Raw genomic sequence first — 18,798 nt, forward strand, 5'->3', positions numbered from 1 at the left:
ACAAGGAAATGGTTATGCCGGGCGACAACGTGTCGATCACCGTCAAGCTGATCGCCCCGATCGCCATGGAAGAAGGTCTGCGCTTCGCTATCCGTGAAGGCGGCCGTACCGTCGGCGCCGGCGTCGTGGCAAAGATCCTCGACTAAGCAGTAATACTGGCGAGCGCGGCACCAACCGGCCGCGTTCGTCTGCCAGAGGGGTTGGCGGAATCGTCGACCCCGAAGTTGTTTTAGGGGTATAGCTCAACTGGCAGAGCGTCGGTCTCCAAAACCGAAGGTTGGGGGTTCGATTCCCTCTGCCCCTGCCAAATCAATCAGCCGCGTCGCGAGAATGAATCGTGACGCGGCTTAGTCTCGTTTGCGAAACATGGCCAATCCCAATGTCGAAACCGTAGGCGCCTCGAGCGGCAAATGGCTGCTCGTCGTCGCGGCGCTCCTGGTGGTTGCGGGAGTGATCGGCTTCTACGTACTCGCGCAGCAGCCGTCGTACGTGCGTGGCGCGGCGCTGTTCGCCGGCCTCGCACTGGGCGTCGTCGTGGCGCTCGTGTCCGCCCCCGGCAAGGATTTCGTGGGGTTCGCCAAGGAATCGTATCGGGAAGTCAAAAAGGTCGTCTGGCCGACGCGCAAGGAAGCCGGTCAGATGACCGGGCTCGTGTTTGCCTTTGTAGTGATCATGGCGTTGTTCCTGTGGTCGGCCGACAAGCTCATCGAGTGGGTGATTTTCTCCCTCGTGCTGGGCTGGAAATAAGAGGTAGCACATGACGGATAACGCTCAGCAGGAAACCACGGCAGCCGAATCGCCTTCGTCGAAGAAGCGCTGGTATGTGGTGCACGCCTACTCCGGCATGGAAAAGAGCGTGCAGCGCGCGCTGCAGGAGCGCATCGAGCGCGCCGAGATGCAGGACAAGTTCGGTCGCATTCTGGTGCCCTCCGAGGAAGTAGTGGAAATCAAGGGTGGTCACAAGTCCGTGACCGAGCGCCGTTTCTTCCCGGGCTACGTGCTCGTGGAAATGGAAATGACCGACGAGACGTGGCACCTGGTGAAGAACACCAGCAAGGTCACCGGCTTCGTGGGTGGCGCGCGTAACCGCCCGAGCCCGATTTCGCAGCGCGAAGTTGACAAGATCATGACCCAGATGCAGGAAGGGGTCGAGAAGCCGCGTCCCAAGACGCTGTTCGAAGTGGGCGAAATGGTGCGCGTCAAGGACGGCCCGTTCACCGACTTCAACGGCAACGTCGAGGAAGTGAATTACGAGAAGTCGCGCCTGCGCGTCTCGGTCACGATCTTCGGTCGCGCAACGCCGGTCGAGCTCGAGTTCGGCCAGGTCGAGAAAGTTTAAGGATTTGGCCGTCACGGCGCGCGAGTGCCGGGGCGGACAGAGAGGGCAGGCCGAAAGGCCTGCCCGAAGAGGAGCGTGAGGTTGTGCCGACAGGCATGGCGATAGCGCGTTACGACTCAACAGGATCCGTTTTCCCAAGGAATCCGGATCTGGATTGGAGTAGAAATGGCCAAGAAGATTATTGGCTTTATCAAGCTGCAAATTCCGGCTGGTAAGGCAAATCCCTCCCCGCCCGTTGGTCCCGCACTGGGTCAGCGTGGTCTGAACATCATGGAGTTCTGCAAGGCGTTCAACGCGCAGACCCAGGGCATGGAACCTGGTCTGCCGGTGCCGGTGGTGATCACCGCCTTCGCCGACAAGAGCTTCACCTTCGTGATGAAGTCGCCGCCCGCGACCGTGCTGATCAAGAAGGCAGCCGGCATCACCAAGGGTTCGCCGAAGCCCCACACCGACAAGGTTGGCAAGATCACCCGCGCCCAGGCTGAAGACATCGCCAAGGCCAAGAACGCTGACCTGACCGCCGCCGATCTGGACGCCGCCGTGCGTACCATCGCCGGTTCGGCTCGCTCGATGGGCATCACCGTGGAGGGTCTGTAAATGGCTAAGGTTTCCAAGCGCGTCGCCGCCAACAAGGCGAAGATCGAGCGTACCAAGTTCTACCCGATCGACGAGGCCCTGGGCCTGGTGAAGAGCTGCGCTTCGGCGAAGTTCGACGAGTCGATCGACGTGGCCGTGCAACTGGGCATCGACGCCAAGAAGTCGGACCAGGTCGTGCGTGGCTCCGTGGTGCTGCCCGCCGGTACCGGCAAGTCGGTGCGTGTGGCCGTGTTCGCCCAGGGCGAAAAGGCCGAGGCCGCCAAGGCTGCTGGCGCTGACATCGTCGGCATGGAAGACCTGGCCGAGCAAGTGAAGGCCGGTAACCTGAATTTCGACGTCGTGATCGCTTCGCCGGACACGATGCGTATCGTCGGTACGCTGGGCCAGATCCTCGGCCCGCGCGGCCTGATGCCGAACCCGAAGGTTGGCACCGTGACGCCGGACGTGGCCCAGGCTGTGAAGAACGCCAAGGCCGGTCAGGTGCAATTCCGTGTCGACAAGGCCGGTATCATCCACGCCACCATCGGTCGTCGTTCGTTCGAAGACAACGCGCTGAAGAGCAACCTGTCCGCGCTGCTGGACGCGCTGGTCAAGGCCAAGCCGGCCACCAGCAAGGGTGTGTACCTGCGCAAGATCGCCGTGTCGTCCACCATGGGCGTTGGCGTTCGCGTCGAACAGACCTCGCTGTCGGCCTAAGCCAGACGGCACTCACCTGACCGGTTCCCGATAACGCCGGCCAGGGCAGGAATGAAGGATCCCGGCATCGCCGGGGTCGGTTTCGGCGCCTAAAGGCGACGGAGCAAGGCTTTGGGCAGTGGTGCCCGCCAACGCGCAGCGGCAACGTAGCGCGGCGGCAGGTACCGCTGGTTATCAAAGACCGCTGGTGTTCATGCCGCAGCAACAGGCAGCGTGGACTTAATCGGTCGGCACATGCGGGCATCGCCCGATGGCAGCCGTCCCGCCAGCGCAGATGGCGCACCCGAAGGGATTGAAGAATCTGGGCCTGTCCCGGGTGATTCGGGCCAATCGGACGCCGTTCGTTTGGACTGATGCGATTGCAGAGGAGATTTCCCGCGCACCGCATCGTTTTGGAGCTTAACCGTGCCACTCAATATTGAAGATAAGAAGGCCGTCGTTGCTGAGGTTTCGGCGCAAGTCGCCAAGGCCCAGACCATCGTCGTTGCCGAATATCGCGGCATTGCGGTTGGCGATCTGACCAAGCTGCGTGCCAACGCTCGTCAGCAAGGCGTGTACCTGCGCGTTCTGAAGAACACGCTGGCTCGCCGCGCCGTCGAAGGTACGCCGTTTGCTGGCCTCGCAGAGCAAATGACCGGTCCGCTGATCTACGGGATTTCCGAAGATGCAGTGGCCTCGGCCAAGGTTCTGAACGACTTTGCCAAGACCAACGACAAGCTGGTCCTGCGCGCCGGGTCGTACGACGGCAAGGTGCTCGATGCTGCTGCCGTCAAGGCGCTGGCTTCGATCCCGGGCCGCGAAGAACTGATTGCTCAGCTGCTTGGCGTCATGCAGGCACCGGTGTCGGGCTTCGCCCGTCTGCTGGCCGCCCTGGCTGCCAAGAAGAGCGAAGGTGCTCCCGCGGAAGCGGAAGCCCCTGCTGCTTAAGCTGTCGCAGGCCTCGCAAAGACAGATCGCATTACCGATACCGAATCACATCTAGTAGGAGTATTCCAAATGGCAATCACTAAAGACGACATCCTCGAAGCCGTAGGCTCGATGTCCGTGATGGAACTGAACGACCTGGTCAAGGCGTTCGAAGAAAAGTTTGGCGTGTCCGCCGCTGCTATGGCCGTGGCTGCTGCCCCGGGCGCTGGCGGTGCTGCCGCTGCTGAAGAGCAGACCGAATTCAACGTGATCCTGGCCGAAGTTGGCGCCAACAAGGTCGGCGTGATTAAGGCTGTTCGCGAAATCACCGGCCTGGGCCTGAAGGAAGCCAAGGATCTGGTTGATGGCGCTCCGAAGGCTGTCAAGGAAGGCGTGGACAAGGCTGCTGCTGCCGACGCCAAGAAGAAGCTGGAAGACGCAGGCGCAAAGGTCGACGTCAAGTAAGTGGTACCGCGCGTGCCCTCGTGGCACGCGGATGGGGCTGGCAAAGGGAAATCCCGGCGCCAGCCTTTTTGCGCTTCTGTGGGTGTGTTTGATTGGACACCCGGCGGATCGAAGTATCGGCCAGGGCGCAAATAAAGTGATGTATAGGCTGCTTGACGCGCGAAATCATTCGCTGCCTCAGCAGAAGCCAAACATCAGTGGCACACTAAGTGGTTGCTGATGTTTGTCTTCTGAACCGACTGCAGAAGACAAGTTTGGTCGGGTGTCCCCCGGGCGAGTACAGGCATTGCGCCGTGCAATGACCACACCGCCCGCAGCGTGCGGACACCGTCAGCCAGAGGTTGGTAGCGGCCAACCGCCAAATCCCCTCCCAGTCGCTGAACACCTCAGGTGCCGGCCAGGTCCAGCCTGCCCTGCGATGATTCGGAGATCCCATGGCGTACAGCTTCACCGAAAAGAAGCGCATTCGCAAATCCTTTGCGAAGCGCGCGACGGTTCATCAGGTTCCATTCCTGCTTGCCACCCAGATTGAATCCTACACCCAGTTCTTGCAAGCGGAAACGCCGACCGCGCGTCGCAAAACCGAGGGTCTGCAGGCCGCTTTCAGCGCGATTTTCCCAATCTCCTCCCATAACGGGCTCGCCCGTATGGAGTTTGTCTCGTATCACCTGTCCAACCCGCCGTTCGACGTCAAGGAGTGCCAGCAGCGTGGCCTGACGTTCCACTCGGCGCTGCGTGCCAAGGTTCGCCTGATCATCAACGATCGCGAGAACCCGGGCAAGGTCAAGGAAGTGAAGGAGCAGGAAGTCTACATGGGCGAAATTCCGCTCATGACGTCGACCGGTTCTTTCGTGATTAACGGCACCGAGCGTGTCATCGTTAGCCAGCTGCACCGTTCGCCGGGCGTGTTCTTCGAGCACGACAAGGGCAAGACGCACAGCTCGGGCAAGCTGCTGTTCTCGGCACGGATTATTCCGTACCGTGGGTCGTGGCTGGACTTCGAATTCGATCCGAAGGACATCCTGTACTTCCGTGTGGACCGCCGCCGCAAGATGCCGGTGACGATCCTGCTGAAGTCGATCGGCCTGACGCCCGAGCAAATCCTGGCGCACTTCTTCGTGTTCGACAACTTCACGCTGCAGGCGGAAGGCGCGCAGCTCGAATTCGTGCCCGAGCGCCTGCGTGGCGAAGTGGCGCGTTTCGACATCGCCGACAAGAACGGCCGCGTGGTCGTGGAGAAGGACAAGCGGATCAACGCCAAGCACATCCGTGACCTGGACTCCGCCGGCACCAAGCTGATCAGCGTGCCGGAAGACTACCTGCTCGGCCGCGTGCTGGCCAAGAACATCATCGACCCGGACACGGGCGAGGTGATTGCCAACGCCAACGACGAGCTGACCGAGACGCTGCTGGAAAACCTGCGCGAAGCGGGCGTCAAGCAGATCCAGACGCTGTACACGAACGACCTGGACCAGGGCCCGTACATGTCGCAGACGCTGCGCGTGGACGAGACCGCCGACCAGACCGCCGCGCGTATCGCGATCTACCGCATGATGCGCCCGGGCGAGCCGCCCACCGAGGAAGCCGTGGAAGCGCTGTTCCAGCGCCTGTTCTACAGCGAAGAGTCGTACGATCTGTCGCGCGTTGGCCGCATGAAGGTCAACAGCCGTCTGTCGCGCCCGAGCGGCGAGGGCAGCATGGTGCTGCAGGACGAGGACATCCTCGAGACGATCAAGATCCTGGTGAACCTGCGTAACGGCAAGGGCGAGGTCGATGACATCGATCACCTGGGCAATCGTCGCGTGCGTTGCGTGGGCGAACTGGCCGAAAACCAGTTCCGCGCCGGTCTGTCGCGCGTGGAGCGTGCCGTCAAGGAACGTCTGGGCCAGGCCGAGACCGAGAACCTGATGCCGCACGACCTGATCAACTCGAAGCCGATTTCGTCGGCGATTCGCGAGTTCTTCGGTTCGTCGCAGCTGTCGCAGTTCATGGACCAGACCAACCCGCTCTCGGAAATCACCCACAAGCGCCGTGTCTCCGCACTGGGCCCGGGTGGTCTGACGCGCGAGCGCGCCGGCTTTGAAGTTCGTGACGTGCACCCGACCCACTATGGCCGCGTGTGCCCGATCGAAACGCCGGAAGGCCCGAACATCGGCCTGATCAACTCGCTGGCACTGTACGCCCGCCTGAACGAATACGGCTTCCTGGAAACGCCGTACCGCAAGGTGGTGGACAGCAAGCTGACCGACCAGGTGGACTACCTGTCCGCCATCGAGGAAGGCAAGTACGTGGTGGCCCAGGCCAACGCGACCGTGGATGCCGATGGCAACCTGATCGATGAACTGGTATCGGCCCGCGAAGGCTCCGAGCGCGAAACGCGCATGGTGACCCCGGACCGCGTGCAGTACATCGACGTGGCGCCGTCGCAGATCGTGTCGGCCGCTGCCTCGCTGGTGCCGTTCCTGGAACACGATGACGCGAACCGTGCACTGATGGGCGCGAACATGCAGCGTCAGGCCGTGCCTTGCCTGCGTCCGGACAAGCCGCTCGTGGGTACCGGCATCGAACGTACCGTGGCCGTTGACTCGGGTACCGCCGTGCAGGCCATGCGTGGCGGCGTGGTGGACTACGTCGACGCGATGCGTATCGTGATCCGCGTGAACGACGAAGAAGCCGTTGCTGGCGAAGTCGGCGTGGACATCTACAACCTGATCAAGTACACGCGTTCCAACCAGAACACCAACATCAACCAGCGTCCGATGGTGAAGGTTGGCGATATCGTCGCGCGTAACGACGTGATCGCCGACGGCGCCTCGACCGACCTGGGCGAGCTGGCACTGGGCCAGAACATGCTGGTGGCGTTCATGCCGTGGAACGGCTACAACTTCGAAGATTCGATCCTGATCTCCGAACGCGTGGTGGCCGAAGACCGCTACACCTCGATCCACATCGAGGAACTGTCGGTCGTGGCCCGTGACACCAAGCTGGGACCGGAAGAAATCACGCGTGACATCTCGAACCTCGCCGAAGCGCAACTCGCGCGTCTGGACGAGTCCGGCATCACCTACATCGGTGCCGAAGTCGAGGCTGGCGACGTGCTGGTGGGCAAGGTCACGCCGAAGGGCGAGACCCAGCTGACCCCGGAAGAGAAGCTGCTGCGCGCCATCTTCGGCGAGAAGGCTTCGGACGTGAAGGACACCTCGCTGCGCGTGCCGTCGGGCATGAGCGGCATCGTGATCGACGTCCAGGTCTTCACCCGCGAAGGCGTGACGCGCGACAAGCGTGCCCAGTCGATCATCGACGACGAACTGAAGCGCTACCGCCTGGACCTGAACGACCAGCTGCGTATTGTGGAAGGCGATGCATTCCAGCGTCTGGAGCGCCTGTTGCTCGACAAGACCGTCAACGGCGGTCCGAAGAAGCTGGCGAAGGGTGCGAAGCTGACCCGCGAGTACCTGGCCGACCTAGACAAGTACCACTGGTTCGACATCCGTCCGGCCGACGAGGAAGTTGCCGCCCAGCTCGAGGCAGTGAAGGAAGCCATCGAGCAGAAGCGTCACGAGTTCGACCTGGCCTTCGAAGAGAAGCGCAAGAAGCTCACGCAGGGCGACGAACTGCCGCCGGGCGTGATCAAGATGGTCAAGGTGTACCTGGCCGTGAAGCGTCGCCTGCAGCCTGGCGACAAGATGGCAGGCCGTCACGGTAACAAGGGTGTGGTGTCGAAGATCGTGCCGATCGAAGACATGCCGTACATGGCGGACGGTACCCCGGCCGACATCGTGCTGAACCCGCTGGGCGTGCCGTCGCGGATGAACGTGGGCCAGATTCTGGAAACCCACCTGGGCTGGGCCGCGCGCGGTCTGGGCCAGCGCATCGGCGACATGCTCAAGGCGCAGACCAAGGCACAGGAGCTGCGCAAGCTGCTGGCCCAGGTCTACAACGAGAGCGGCAAGCCGGAAGACCTGGACAGCCTGACCGACGCCGAAGTGCTGGAGCTGGCCACGAACCTGAAGAAGGGCGTGCCGTTCGCAACGCCGGTGTTCGATGGTGCGCATGAGGATGAAATCCGCCGCATGCTGGACCTGGCCTACCCGGACGAGATCGCCAAGGAGAAGGGCCTGACCCCGTCGAAGCAGCAGGTCACGCTGTACGACGGCCGCACCGGCGAAGCGTTCGAGCGTCCGGTCACGCTGGGTGTGATGCACATGCTGAAGCTGCACCACTTGGTCGATGACAAGATGCATGCGCGCTCGACGGGTCCGTACTCGCTCGTGACGCAGCAGCCGCTGGGCGGTAAGGCCCAGTTCGGTGGCCAGCGTTTCGGTGAGATGGAAGTGTGGGCACTGGAAGCCTACGGCGCGTCGTACGTGCTGCAGGAAATGCTGACGGTCAAGTCCGATGACGTGAACGGCCGTACCAAGGTGTACGAAAACATCGTCAAGGGCGAGCACTCGATCGACGCCGGCATGCCGGAATCGTTCAACGTGCTGGTGAAGGAAATCCGCTCGCTGGGTATCGACATCGATCTCGATCGTTACTGATCGGCGCGATGACGGCGTCCCGCTGCGGCGGGCGCCGGTCCGGTAGACCCGGAAGAGCAGGTTTCCCACAGGATGAATGCCGTGGCCCCGAACAGACTTCGGTGCCGCGGCGAAACAAGGAGTTGCAATGAAAGCATTGCTCGATCTCTTTAAGCAGGTTCAGCAGGAAGAGCAGTTCGACGCGATCAAGATCGGCCTCGCCTCGCCCGAGAAGATCCGTTCGTGGTCGTACGGTGAAGTGAAGAAGCCGGAAACGATCAACTACCGGACGTTCAAGCCGGAACGCGATGGCCTGTTCTGCGCCAAGATCTTTGGCCCGATCAAGGACTACGAGTGCCTGTGCGGCAAGTACAAGCGCCTGAAGCATCGTGGCGTGATCTGCGAGAAGTGCGGCGTGGAAGTCACGCTGGCCAAGGTGCGCCGCGAGCGCATGGGCCACATCGAACTGGCTGCGCCGACCGCGCACATCTGGTTCCTGAAGTCGCTGCCGTCGCGTCTGGGCATGGTCCTGGACATGACGCTGCGCGACATCGAGCGCGTGCTGTATTTCGAGGCATTCGTGGTGCTGGAACCGGGCATGACCCCGCTCAAGAAGAGCCAGATCATGTCCGAGGACGACTACATCGCGAAGTGCGATGAGTACGGCGAGGGTGAATTCGTCGCCATGATGGGCGCCGAAGGCATCCGTGAACTGCTGCGCGGCATCGACATCGAGAAGCAGATCGAACAGATCCGCGCCGAGCTGCAAGCCACCGGTTCCGAAGCCAAGATCAAGAAGTTCGCCAAGCGCCTGAAGGTGCTCGAGGCGTTCCAGCGTTCGGGCATCAAGCCCGAGTGGATGATCCTGGAAGTGCTGCCGGTGCTGCCGCCGGAACTGCGTCCGCTGGTGCCGCTGGATGGCGGCCGTTTCGCCACGTCGGACCTGAACGACCTGTATCGTCGCGTCATCAACCGTAACAACCGCCTGAAGCGCCTGCTGGAGCTGAAGGCGCCCGAGATCATCGTGCGCAACGAAAAGCGCATGCTGCAGGAAGCGGTGGATTCGCTGCTGGACAACGGCCGTCGCGGCAAGGCGATGACCGGCGCCAACAAGCGTCCGCTGAAGTCCCTGGCCGAGATGATCAAGGGCAAGGGCGGCCGTTTCCGTCAGAACCTGCTGGGCAAGCGCGTGGACTACTCGGGCCGTTCGGTCATCGTGGTGGGCCCGACGCTGAAGCTGCACCAGTGCGGCCTGCCCAAGCTGATGGCGCTCGAGCTGTTCAAGCCGTTCATCTTCCACAAGCTGGAAACGATGGGCATCGCCACCACGATCAAGGCGGCGAAGAAGGAAGTGGAAAGCCAGACGCCGGTGGTGTGGGACATCCTCGAAGAGGTGATCCGCGAGCACCCGGTGATGCTGAACCGTGCGCCGACGCTGCACCGCCTGGGTATCCAGGCGTTCGAGCCGGTGCTGATCGAAGGCAAGGCCATCCAGCTGCACCCGCTGGTCTGCGCGGCATTCAACGCCGACTTCGACGGTGACCAGATGGCTGTTCACGTGCCGCTGTCGCTGGAAGCGCAGATGGAAGCCCGCACGCTGATGCTGGCCTCCAACAACGTGCTGTTCCCGGCCAACGGCGATCCGTCGATCGTACCGTCGCAAGACGTGGTGCTGGGTCTGTACTACACGACCCGCGACAAGATCAACGGCAAGGGTGAAGGCATGACGTTCGCTGACATCAGCGAAGTCATCCGCGCCTACGAGAACAAGGAAGTCGAACTCGCTTCGCGCGTGAATGTGCGGATCACCGAGTACGTGCTCGTCGACAAGGACGCCGTGGGCGATGCCCGCTTCGCGCCCAAGATCACGCTGCAGGCCACCACGGTCGGCCGCGCGATCCTGTCCGAGATCCTGCCGAAGGGCCTGCCGTTCTCGGTGCTGAACAAGCCGCTGAAGAAGAAGGAAATCTCGCGCCTGATCAACACCGCGTTCCGCAAGTGCGGTCTGCGCGAGACCGTGATCTTCGCCGACAAGCTGCTGCAGTCGGGCTTCCGCCTGGCCACGCGCGCCGGTATCTCGATCGCCATAGACGACATGCTGGTGCCGCCGCAGAAGGAGAAGATCATCTCCGACGCAGCTGCCAAGGTGAAGGAATACGACAAGCAGTACATGTCGGGTCTGGTGACGGACCAGGAGCGTTACAACAACGTCGTGGACATCTGGGGCGCCGCCGGCGACCAGGTGGGCAAGGCGATGATGGAGCAGCTCCAGCACGAAGACGTGGTCGACCGCGAAGGCAACACGGTCAAGCAGGAATCGTTCAACTCCATCTACATGATGGCCGACTCGGGCGCGCGGGGTTCCGCAGCGCAGATCCGCCAGCTGGCGGGCATGCGTGGCCTGATGGCCAAGCCGGATGGCTCGATCATTGAAACGCCGATTACGGCGAACTTCCGTGAAGGCCTGAACGTTCTGCAGTACTTCATCTCGACCCACGGTGCGCGTAAGGGCCTGGCCGATACGGCACTGAAGACCGCGAACTCGGGTTACCTGACCCGTCGTCTGGTCGACGTGACGCAGGATCTGGTCGTGGTGGAAGACGATTGCGGCACCACCAACGGCGTGGCCATGAAGGCCCTGGTCGAAGGCGGTGAAGTGATCGAAGCACTGCGCGACCGTATCCTCGGCCGCGTGACCGTGGCTGACGTGGTGAACCCGGAAACGCAGGAAACGGCGATCGAGACCGGCACGCTGCTGGACGAAGACCTGGTCGACCTGATCGACAACCTCGGCGTGGACGAAGTCAAGGTCCGCACCCCGCTGTCGTGCGACACGCGTTACGGCCTGTGCGGCAAGTGCTACGGCCGCGACCTGGGCCGCGGCGTGCTGGTGAACTCCGGCGAAGCGGTGGGCGTGATTGCCGCGCAGTCGATCGGTGAGCCGGGTACGCAGCTGACCATGCGGACGTTCCACATCGGTGGTGCGGCATCGCGTGCGGCAGTGGCCTCGAGCGTGGAAGCCAAGGCGACCGGTACGGTCCGCTTCACGGCGACCATGCGCTACGTGACGAACGCCAAGGGCGAACTGATCGTGATCTCGCGTTCGGGCGAGACGCTGATCACGGACGACCACGGCCGCGAGCGCGAGCGCCACAAGATCCCGTACGGCGCCACGCTGCTGGTGCAGGACGGCCAGGCCATCAAGGCTGGCACGCAGCTGGCCACGTGGGACGCGCTGACGCGCCCGATCGTGTCGGAATACACCGGCATGACGAAGTTCGAGAACGTCGAAGAGGGCGTGACCGTCGCCAAGCAGATGGACGAAGTCACCGGCCTGTCGACCCTCGTGGTGATCGATGCCAAGCGCCGTACGGCTGCCACCAAGGGCCTGCGCCCGCAGGTGAAGCTGCTCGACGCGAACGGCCAGGAAGTCAAGATTCCGGGCACGGACCACTCCGTGACCATCGGCTTCCAGGTTGGCGCGCTGATTACCGTGAAGGACGGCCAGCAGGTGCACGTGGGTGAAGTGCTCGCACGTATCCCGACCGAATCGCAGAAGACCCGCGACATTACCGGTGGTCTGCCGCGTGTGGCCGAGCTGTTCGAAGCGCGTTCGCCGAAGGACGCCGCCGTGCTGGCGGAAGTCACCGGTACCACGTCGTTCGGCAAGGACACCAAGGGCAAGCAGCGCCTGGTTATCACGGACCTGGACGGCAACGCCCACGAGTTCCTGATCGCCAAGGAAAAGCAGGTGCTGGTGCACGATGGCCAGGTGGTGAACAAGGGCGAAATGATCGTGGAAGGTCCGGCGGACCCGCACGACATCCTGCGCCTGAAGGGCATCGAGGAACTGGCGCACTACATCGTGGACGAAGTGCAGGACGTGTACCGTCTGCAGGGCGTGAAGATCAACGACAAGCACATCGAAGTGATTGTTCGTCAGATGCTGCGCCGCGTGCAGATCCAGGACGTGGGCGACACCCGCTTCATCCCGGGTGAGCAGGTGGAGCGTTCGGAACTGCTGGACGAGAACGACCGCATGATTGCCGATGGCAAGCGTCCGGCCACGCACGAGAACCTGCTGCTGGGTATCACGAAGGCGTCGCTGTCCACGGACAGCTTCATCTCGGCGGCATCGTTCCAGGAAACGACGCGCGTGCTGACCGAGGCCGCGATCATGGGCAAGACCGACGACCTGCGTGGTCTGAAGGAAAACGTGATCGTGGGTCGTCTGATCCCCGCCGGTACCGGCCTGGCCTACCACCGTGCCCGCAAGGCACGCGAGGCGGCCGAGCGCGAACGCGCCCAGGCGATCTCGGACGAAGAGCAATCGCTCTTCATCGAGCCGCCCGTGGTGCAGGCGACCGAGGGCGACAGCGACGCGGTCTGATCACGATCGTTGCTGTACTGGAAGTGAAAAACCCGGCTTTCGAGCCGGGTTTTTTTTCGTCTGCCGTTTCCGGAATCCCGTCCGATTGCTCCATTCTTGCGACATTGACTAGAAGCGGGCCGGAATTGGCGGGGCTTAGTGGTAAGGTTACGGCTTTCCCGAATTCCGCTGTCCATGTCGCGCGCACTGGCGATCCTCAAAGAAGTCTTCGGCTACCACGCCTTTCGCGGCCGGCAGGCAGAGATCATCGACCATGTGGCCGAGGGCGGCGATTGCCTGGTGCTCATGCCCACGGGCGGCGGGAAGTCGCTCTGCTACCAGATTCCGGCGCTGCTGCGCCAGCAGGCGGGGCAGGGTGTCGGTATCGTCGTCTCGCCGCTGATTGCGCTGATGCAGGATCAGGTGGCGGCGCTGACCGAGGCCGGCGTGCGCGCCGCGGTGCTCAATTCCACGCTGACCAGCAGCGAGGCCTCCGCCGTGGAGCGCGATCTGCTCGCGGGGCGGCTGGAAATCCTCTATGTGGCGCCCGAACGGCTGATGACGCCGCGCTTCCTCGACCTGCTCGAACGCACCCGCGTCGGGCTGTTCGCGATCGACGAGGCGCACTGCGTGTCGCAATGGGGCCACGACTTCCGGCCCGAGTACATCCAGCTGTCGGTGCTGCACGAGCGGTTCCCGCAGGTGCCGCGTATTGCGCTCACCGCCACGGCCGACACGCTCACGCGCGACGAGATCGTCGAGCGGCTGGCGCTGGACGATGCGCGCGTGTTCATCTCCAGCTTCGACCGGCCGAACATCCGCTATCGCATCGTCGAGAAGGACAACGCGCGCAACCAGCTGCTCGCCTTTATCAAGGCCGAGCACATGAACGGCGACGGCGGGCACGACAGCGGCATCGTGTATTGCCTGTCGCGCAAGAAGGTCGAGGACACCGCCGCCTGGCTGGCCGGCCACGGCATCCAGGCGCTGGGGTATCACGCCGGCATGGATGCCCAGGTGCGGCAGCATCACCAGGCGCGCTTCCGCGAGGAAGAGGGCATCGTGATGGTGGCGACGATTGCCTTCGGCATGGGTATCGACAAGCCGGACGTCCGGTTCGTCGCCCACCTGGACCTGCCCAAGAGCATGGAAGGCTATTACCAGGAAACCGGCCGCGCCGGCCGCGATGGCCTGCCCGCCAACGCCTGGATGGCCTACGGCCTGGGCGACGTGGTGCAGCAGAAGCGAATGATCGATGAGTCCGAGGCGGACGACGCCCACAAGCGCGTGTCGTCCTCCAAGCTCGACGCCCTGCTAGGTTTGTGCGAGACGGCGGGTTGCCGGCGCGTGCGCATACTGGCGTACTTCGACGAAAATGCCGAGCCGTGTGGCAATTGCGACACTTGTCTTGAGCCGCCGGCGACCTGGGACGGCACGCGCGAGGCCCAGATGGCCCTGTCCTGCGTCTATCGCACGGCCCAGGCAAGCCGCGTCCACTTCGGCGCGACCCATCTGATCGACATCCTGCGCGGCAACGCCAACGAGAAGATCCGGCAGTGGGGCCATGACAAGATCTCGACCTTCGGCATCGGCAAGGACCGTTCGGTGTCGGAGTGGCACGCGATCTTCCGCCAGTTGATCGCCCACGGGCTGCTGGTGATCGACCACGGTGGCCATGGCGCGCTGCTGCTGGGCGAATCGGCCCGGGCGGTGCTCAAGGGCGAGCAGCCCATTACGCTGCGCCGGCAGGTCAGCAAGCCGGCCAAGTCCGGCGACCGTGCCGTGCGGGGCACGCGTACCGACCACACTGCCACGATGGATCCCGACGCGCTCGCGCATTGGGAAGCGCTGCGCCGCTGGCGCACGGCCGCGGCGCGCGAGCACGGCGTGCCGGCCTACGTCATTTTCCACGACGCAACCCTGGCCGAACTGGCGCGCAGCGCGCCCGAATCGCTCGACGAACTGGCCGAAGTGCCCGGTATCGGTGCATCGAAGCTCGAACGCTACGGCGAGGAAATCCTCGAGACACTGCGCGCGGTCCGAGTCTGACCGGGGCGCCCGCCCCAGGCGTATACAGGGCGGGTATACCGCTTGACCATTGTCAACACCCCTGCTAGGATGCCAGATTCGAGTTTTTGGCTTTGGATTTCGCTCGTCCGTCGGACGCGTGCCCGTGGAGTGATCCTTGCGGCGCAGCCCGGCAGGATAGCCAAGCGGGATCCGGGCGAGCTCGCGCTCTTTGGCAAGTCTGTCACTTCACAGCCCTTCCTTTTGAGCGCCCGCTCTCCATTCCCGTCCGAAACCCGTAGTTGCCCCTCAGGCCGAGTTCATTGATATGGAGCCGGCGGAGGGGTGTTTTTGTAAAACCAAGCTGGATTGAACAATGCCAACTATCAACCAACTGGTTCGCAAGCCGCGTGTCTCTGAAGTCGTCAAGAGCAAGAGCCCTGCGCTTGAGAACTGCCCGCAGCGTCGCGGCGTGTGCACCCGTGTGTACACCACGACGCCGAAGAAGCCGAACTCGGCACTGCGTAAGGTCGCCAAGGTGCGCCTGACCAACGGTTTCGAGGTCATCTCGTACATCGGCGGTGAAGGCCACAACCTGCAGGAACACTCGGTCGTGCTGATCCGCGGCGGCCGTGTGAAGGATCTGCCGGGTGTGCGTTACCACATCGTCCGTGGCTCGCTCGACTTGCAAGGCGTGAAGGACCGCAAGCAAGCTCGTTCGAAGTACGGCGCGAAGCGTCCGAAGGCTGCCTGATCGTTTTCAGGGCACCTGGGCAAGCGATTGCCCGCAGCAGCAACAAGAAGATGGCCTGTGGCGCGAGTCATGGTGCTGTCACCAGGCGGCGGTACAACGGAGAGTTATGCGCCGTGCCGTCGAGTAAGTGGTCACCCGGCGAATTTGCCATGCAGGCAAGCTAGTTGGTGGCCGGAGAGCCGCGATAAGTGACGCGCTCTCAACTGAATCTAAAGGAAAGAAGATGCCACGTCGTCGTGAAGTCCCCAAGCGGGAAGTTCTGCCTGATCCGAAGTTCGGCAACGTTGAAGTTGCCAAGTTCATGAACGTGCTGATGCTGGACGGCAAGAAGTCGGTTGCCGAACGCATTGTGTACGGCGCGTTCGACCAGATCGAAAAGAAGGCAGGCAAGGCCCCCATCGAAGTGTTTTCCGTTGCCATCAACAACGTGAAGCCGGTGGTGGAAGTGAAGAGCCGTCGCGTGGGCGGCGCCAACTATCAGGTTCCGGTCGAAGTCCGTCCGTCGCGTCGTTTGGCATTGGCGATGCGTTGGCTGCGCGAGGCCGCGAAGAAACGCAGCGAGAAGTCGATGGCGCTGCGCCTGGCAGGTGAGCTGCTGGAAGCATCGGAAGGCCGTGGCGGCGCGATGAAGAAGCGCGACGAAGTGCACCGCATGGCCGAAGCCAACAAGGCGTTCTCGCACTTCCGCTTCTAAAGCGAGCGAGACACGTTGTTGGTTGCCGGGCGGGCTGTGTTGCTACACATCTCGCCCGTTTGTGTTAGGGGCGCGGGCGATGAGATGCCGGCGCCTCACGGACGAATAGAGGATTAAAGTGGCTCGTAAGACTCCCATTGAGCGCTACCGCAATATCGGTATTTCGGCTCACATTGACGCGGGTAAAACCACCACGACCGAGCGGATCCTGTTCTACACCGGTGTGAACCACAAGATCGGTGAAGTGCACGATGGCGCGGCCACCATGGACTGGATGGAGCAGGAGCAGGAGCGTGGCATCACGATCACCTCCGCTGCCACCACCGCCTTCTGGAAGGGCATGGCCGGGAACTATCCCGAGCATCGCTTCAACATCATCGACACCCCGGGCCACGTGGACTTCACCATCGAGGTGGAGCGCTCCATGCGCGTGCTGGACGGTGCCTGCATGGTCTACTGCGCAGTGGGTGGCGTGCAGCCCCAGTCGGAAACCGTGTGGCGCCAGGCCAACAAGTACGGCGTGCCGCGTCTGGCCTTCGTGAACAAGATGGACCGTACCGGCGCCAACTTCTTCAAGGTCTACGACCAGCTGAAGAACCGCCTGAAGGCCAACCCGGTGCCCGTCGTGGTGCCGATCGGCGCTGAAGACGGCTTCCAGGGCGTCGTCGATCTGCTGGAAATGAAGGCGATCATTTGGGACGAAGCCAGCCAGGGCGTGAAGTTCGAGTACCAGGACATCCCGGCCGAACTGCAAGCCACCGCTGAAGAATGGCGCGAGAAGATGGTCGAGTCCGCCGCCGAAGCCAGCGAAGAGCTGATGGAAAAGTACCTGGGTGGCGAAGAGCTGACCCGTGCCGAGATCGTCAAGGCGCTGCGTGACCGTACCATCGCCTGTGAAATCCAGCCGATGCTGTGCGGCACCGCGTTCAAGAACAAGGGCGTGCAGCGTATGCTCGACGCCGTGATCGACTTCCTGCCGTCGCCGGTGGATATTCCGCCGGTTACGGGCGTGGACGAGCGCGACGACGAAAAGAAGCTCGAGCGCAAGGCTGACGACAGCGAGAAGTTCTCGGCGCTGGCGTTCAAGATCATGACCGACCCGTTCGTTGGCCAGCTGATCTTCTTCCGCGTGTACTCGGGCAAGATCAATTCGGGCGACACCGTGTACAACCCGGTGAAGCAGAAGAAGGAGCGTCTGGGCCGTATTCTGCAGATGCACGCCAACCAGCGCGAAGAAATCAAGGAAGTGCTGGCCGGCGACATCGCCGCTGCGGTGGGCCTGAAGGACGCCACCACGGGCGATACGCTGTGCGATCCTGCTGCCCCGATCGTGCTCGAGCGCATGGTGTTCCCGGAGCCGGTGATCTCGCAGGCTGTTGAGCCGAAGACCAAGGCTGACCAGGAAAAGATGGGCATCGCCCTGAACCGCCTGGCCGCTGAAGATCCGTCGTTCCGCGTGCGTACCGATGAAGAATCGGGTCAGACCATCATTTCGGGCATGGGCGAGCTCCACCTCGAAATTCTGGTCGACCGCATGAAGCGCGAATTCGGCGTGGAAGCCAACATCGGCGCGCCGCAGGTGGCCTACCGCGAAACCATTCGCAAGAAGGCCGAAGACGTCGAAGGCAAGTTCGTCAAGCAGTCGGGCGGCCGCGGCCAGTACGGTCACGCTGTGATCACGCTGGAACCGCAAGAGCCGGGCAAGGGCTTCGAGTTCATCGACGCCATCAAGGGTGGTGTGATTCCTCGCGAATACATCCCGGCGGTTGAAAAGGGTATCGTCGACACGCTGTCGGCCGGTATTCTGGCTGGCTTCCCGGTGGTGGACGTGAAGGTCACGCTGACGTTTGGTTCGTACCACGATGTGGACTCGAACGAAAACGCGTTCCGCATGGCCGGTTCGATGGCTTTCAAGGAAGCCATGCGCAAGGCCAGCCCGGTTCTGCTCGAGCCGATGATGGCCGTGGAAGTGGAAACGCCGGAAGACTACACGGGTACGGTGATGGGCGACTTGTCGTCCCGCCGCGGCATCGTGCAGGGCATGGACGACATGGTGGGTGGCGGCAAGATCATCAAGGCCGAAGTCCCGCTGTCGGAAATGTTCGGTTATTCCACGTCGCTGCGCTCGGCCACGCAAGGCCGCGCCACGTACACCATGGAATTCAAGCATTACGCCGAGGCACCCAAGAACATCGCCGAAGCCGTGATCACGGCCAAGGGCAAGTAATTGGAAGTTTGCCGCCGCGCCTGCCGGTGCGGCGGCGCGATGAAACAACAAGACTGCATTCCATTAGGAGCTGAAAAATGGCAAAGGAAAAGTTCGAGCGGACCAAGCCGCACGTGAACGTAGGTACGATTGGTCACGTTGACCACGGCAAGACGACGCTGACGGCAGCAATCGCCACGGTGCTGGCTGCGAAGTTTGGCGGCGCAGCCAAGAAGTACGACGAA

At 62.6% G+C, this 18,798-nt stretch carries 13 protein-coding genes, 1 tRNA gene and 1 pseudogene; all 15 read left to right on the forward strand.

Annotated features, from left to right (window positions below; all coding sequences use genetic code 11):
- Positions 1–146 (forward strand): annotated as a pseudogene (gene tuf / locus AB4120_RS27350) (elongation factor Tu); the annotation flags it as partial.
- An 85-nt stretch (positions 147–231) separates the two neighbouring features.
- A tRNA-Trp gene (locus AB4120_RS27355) sits at positions 232–307 on the forward strand.
- A gap of 59 nt (positions 308–366) precedes the next feature.
- Positions 367–747 carry a preprotein translocase subunit SecE gene (secE, locus tag AB4120_RS27360; protein ID WP_144200259.1) on the forward strand — a complete coding sequence of 127 codons (381 nt, stop codon included), beginning with the start codon at positions 367–369 and terminating at the stop codon, positions 745–747.
- Between the two features lie 10 nt (positions 748–757).
- Complete coding sequence (nusG, locus tag AB4120_RS27365; RefSeq protein WP_017511590.1) at positions 758–1,339, forward strand: transcription termination/antitermination protein NusG; 582 nt, start codon at positions 758–760, stop codon at positions 1,337–1,339.
- Positions 1,340–1,504: 165 nt separating this feature from the next.
- Positions 1,505–1,936, forward strand: coding sequence for a 50S ribosomal protein L11 (gene rplK, locus AB4120_RS27370; protein WP_144200261.1), 432 nt, complete (start codon positions 1,505–1,507; stop codon positions 1,934–1,936).
- A complete protein-coding gene (gene rplA / locus AB4120_RS27375) occupies positions 1,937–2,632 on the forward strand; it encodes a 50S ribosomal protein L1 (RefSeq protein ID WP_149137202.1) in 696 nt (231 codons plus the stop codon). It abuts the gene before it with no gap.
- 405 nt (positions 2,633–3,037) lie between these two features.
- The gene (gene rplJ / locus AB4120_RS27380; protein ID WP_144200263.1) at positions 3,038–3,559 is read left to right on the forward strand and encodes a 50S ribosomal protein L10; all 522 of its coding nucleotides are present in this window, start codon (positions 3,038–3,040) and stop codon (positions 3,557–3,559) included.
- A gap of 69 nt (positions 3,560–3,628) precedes the next feature.
- Entirely contained in the window at positions 3,629–4,003 is a 375-nt protein-coding gene (gene rplL, locus AB4120_RS27385) for a 50S ribosomal protein L7/L12 (protein WP_092301713.1), read from the forward strand.
- 434 nt (positions 4,004–4,437) lie between these two features.
- Positions 4,438–8,544 carry a DNA-directed RNA polymerase subunit beta gene (rpoB, locus tag AB4120_RS27390; protein ID WP_144200265.1) on the forward strand — a complete coding sequence of 1,369 codons (4,107 nt, stop codon included), beginning with the start codon at positions 4,438–4,440 and terminating at the stop codon, positions 8,542–8,544.
- A 127-nt stretch (positions 8,545–8,671) separates the two neighbouring features.
- Positions 8,672–12,913 carry a DNA-directed RNA polymerase subunit beta' gene (gene rpoC / locus AB4120_RS27395; RefSeq protein WP_144200267.1) on the forward strand — a complete coding sequence of 1,414 codons (4,242 nt, stop codon included), beginning with the start codon at positions 8,672–8,674 and terminating at the stop codon, positions 12,911–12,913.
- Positions 12,914–13,087: 174 nt separating this feature from the next.
- Positions 13,088–14,941, forward strand: a complete 1,854-nt coding sequence (gene recQ / locus AB4120_RS27400; protein ID WP_149137203.1) for a DNA helicase RecQ — start codon at positions 13,088–13,090, stop codon at positions 14,939–14,941.
- Positions 14,942–15,275: 334 nt separating this feature from the next.
- The gene (gene rpsL, locus AB4120_RS27405) at positions 15,276–15,653 is read left to right on the forward strand and encodes a 30S ribosomal protein S12 (RefSeq protein WP_010810460.1); all 378 of its coding nucleotides are present in this window, start codon (positions 15,276–15,278) and stop codon (positions 15,651–15,653) included.
- Between the two features lie 223 nt (positions 15,654–15,876).
- On the forward strand, positions 15,877–16,347 hold the full coding sequence (rpsG, locus tag AB4120_RS27410) for a 30S ribosomal protein S7 (protein WP_092301786.1): 471 nt from the start codon (positions 15,877–15,879) through the stop codon (positions 16,345–16,347).
- Positions 16,348–16,465: 118 nt separating this feature from the next.
- Entirely contained in the window at positions 16,466–18,574 is a 2,109-nt protein-coding gene (gene fusA / locus AB4120_RS27415) for an elongation factor G (RefSeq protein ID WP_144200319.1), read from the forward strand.
- Positions 18,575–18,651: 77 nt separating this feature from the next.
- A partial coding sequence (locus tag AB4120_RS27420) for a GTP-binding protein (RefSeq protein WP_441643095.1) occupies positions 18,652–18,798 on the forward strand: 147 nt, incomplete at its 3' end.

The sequence above is a fragment of the Cupriavidus sp. 2KB_3 genome (genome assembly GCF_052115685.1).
GTDB classification, from domain to species: domain Bacteria; phylum Pseudomonadota; class Gammaproteobacteria; order Burkholderiales; family Burkholderiaceae; genus Cupriavidus; species Cupriavidus campinensis.

What these genes read in the sequence shown, in the direction of transcription:
- rplK (WP_144200261.1), top strand. Translation starts at nt 1,505, where the DNA reads ATGGCCAAGAAGATTATTGGCTTTATCAAGCTGCAAATTCCGGCTGGT.
- rplA (WP_149137202.1), top strand. Translation starts at nt 1,937, where the DNA reads ATGGCTAAGGTTTCCAAGCGCGTCGCCGCCAACAAGGCGAAGATCGAG.
- nusG (WP_017511590.1), top strand. Translation starts at nt 758, where the DNA reads ATGACGGATAACGCTCAGCAGGAAACCACGGCAGCCGAATCGCCTTCG.
- rpsG (WP_092301786.1), top strand. Translation starts at nt 15,877, where the DNA reads ATGCCACGTCGTCGTGAAGTCCCCAAGCGGGAAGTTCTGCCTGATCCG.
- rpsL (WP_010810460.1), top strand. Translation starts at nt 15,276, where the DNA reads ATGCCAACTATCAACCAACTGGTTCGCAAGCCGCGTGTCTCTGAAGTC.
- secE (WP_144200259.1), top strand. Translation starts at nt 367, where the DNA reads ATGGCCAATCCCAATGTCGAAACCGTAGGCGCCTCGAGCGGCAAATGG.
- recQ (WP_149137203.1), top strand. Translation starts at nt 13,088, where the DNA reads ATGTCGCGCGCACTGGCGATCCTCAAAGAAGTCTTCGGCTACCACGCC.
- rplL (WP_092301713.1), top strand. Translation starts at nt 3,629, where the DNA reads ATGGCAATCACTAAAGACGACATCCTCGAAGCCGTAGGCTCGATGTCC.
- rpoC (WP_144200267.1), top strand. Translation starts at nt 8,672, where the DNA reads ATGAAAGCATTGCTCGATCTCTTTAAGCAGGTTCAGCAGGAAGAGCAG.
- rpoB (WP_144200265.1), top strand. Translation starts at nt 4,438, where the DNA reads ATGGCGTACAGCTTCACCGAAAAGAAGCGCATTCGCAAATCCTTTGCG.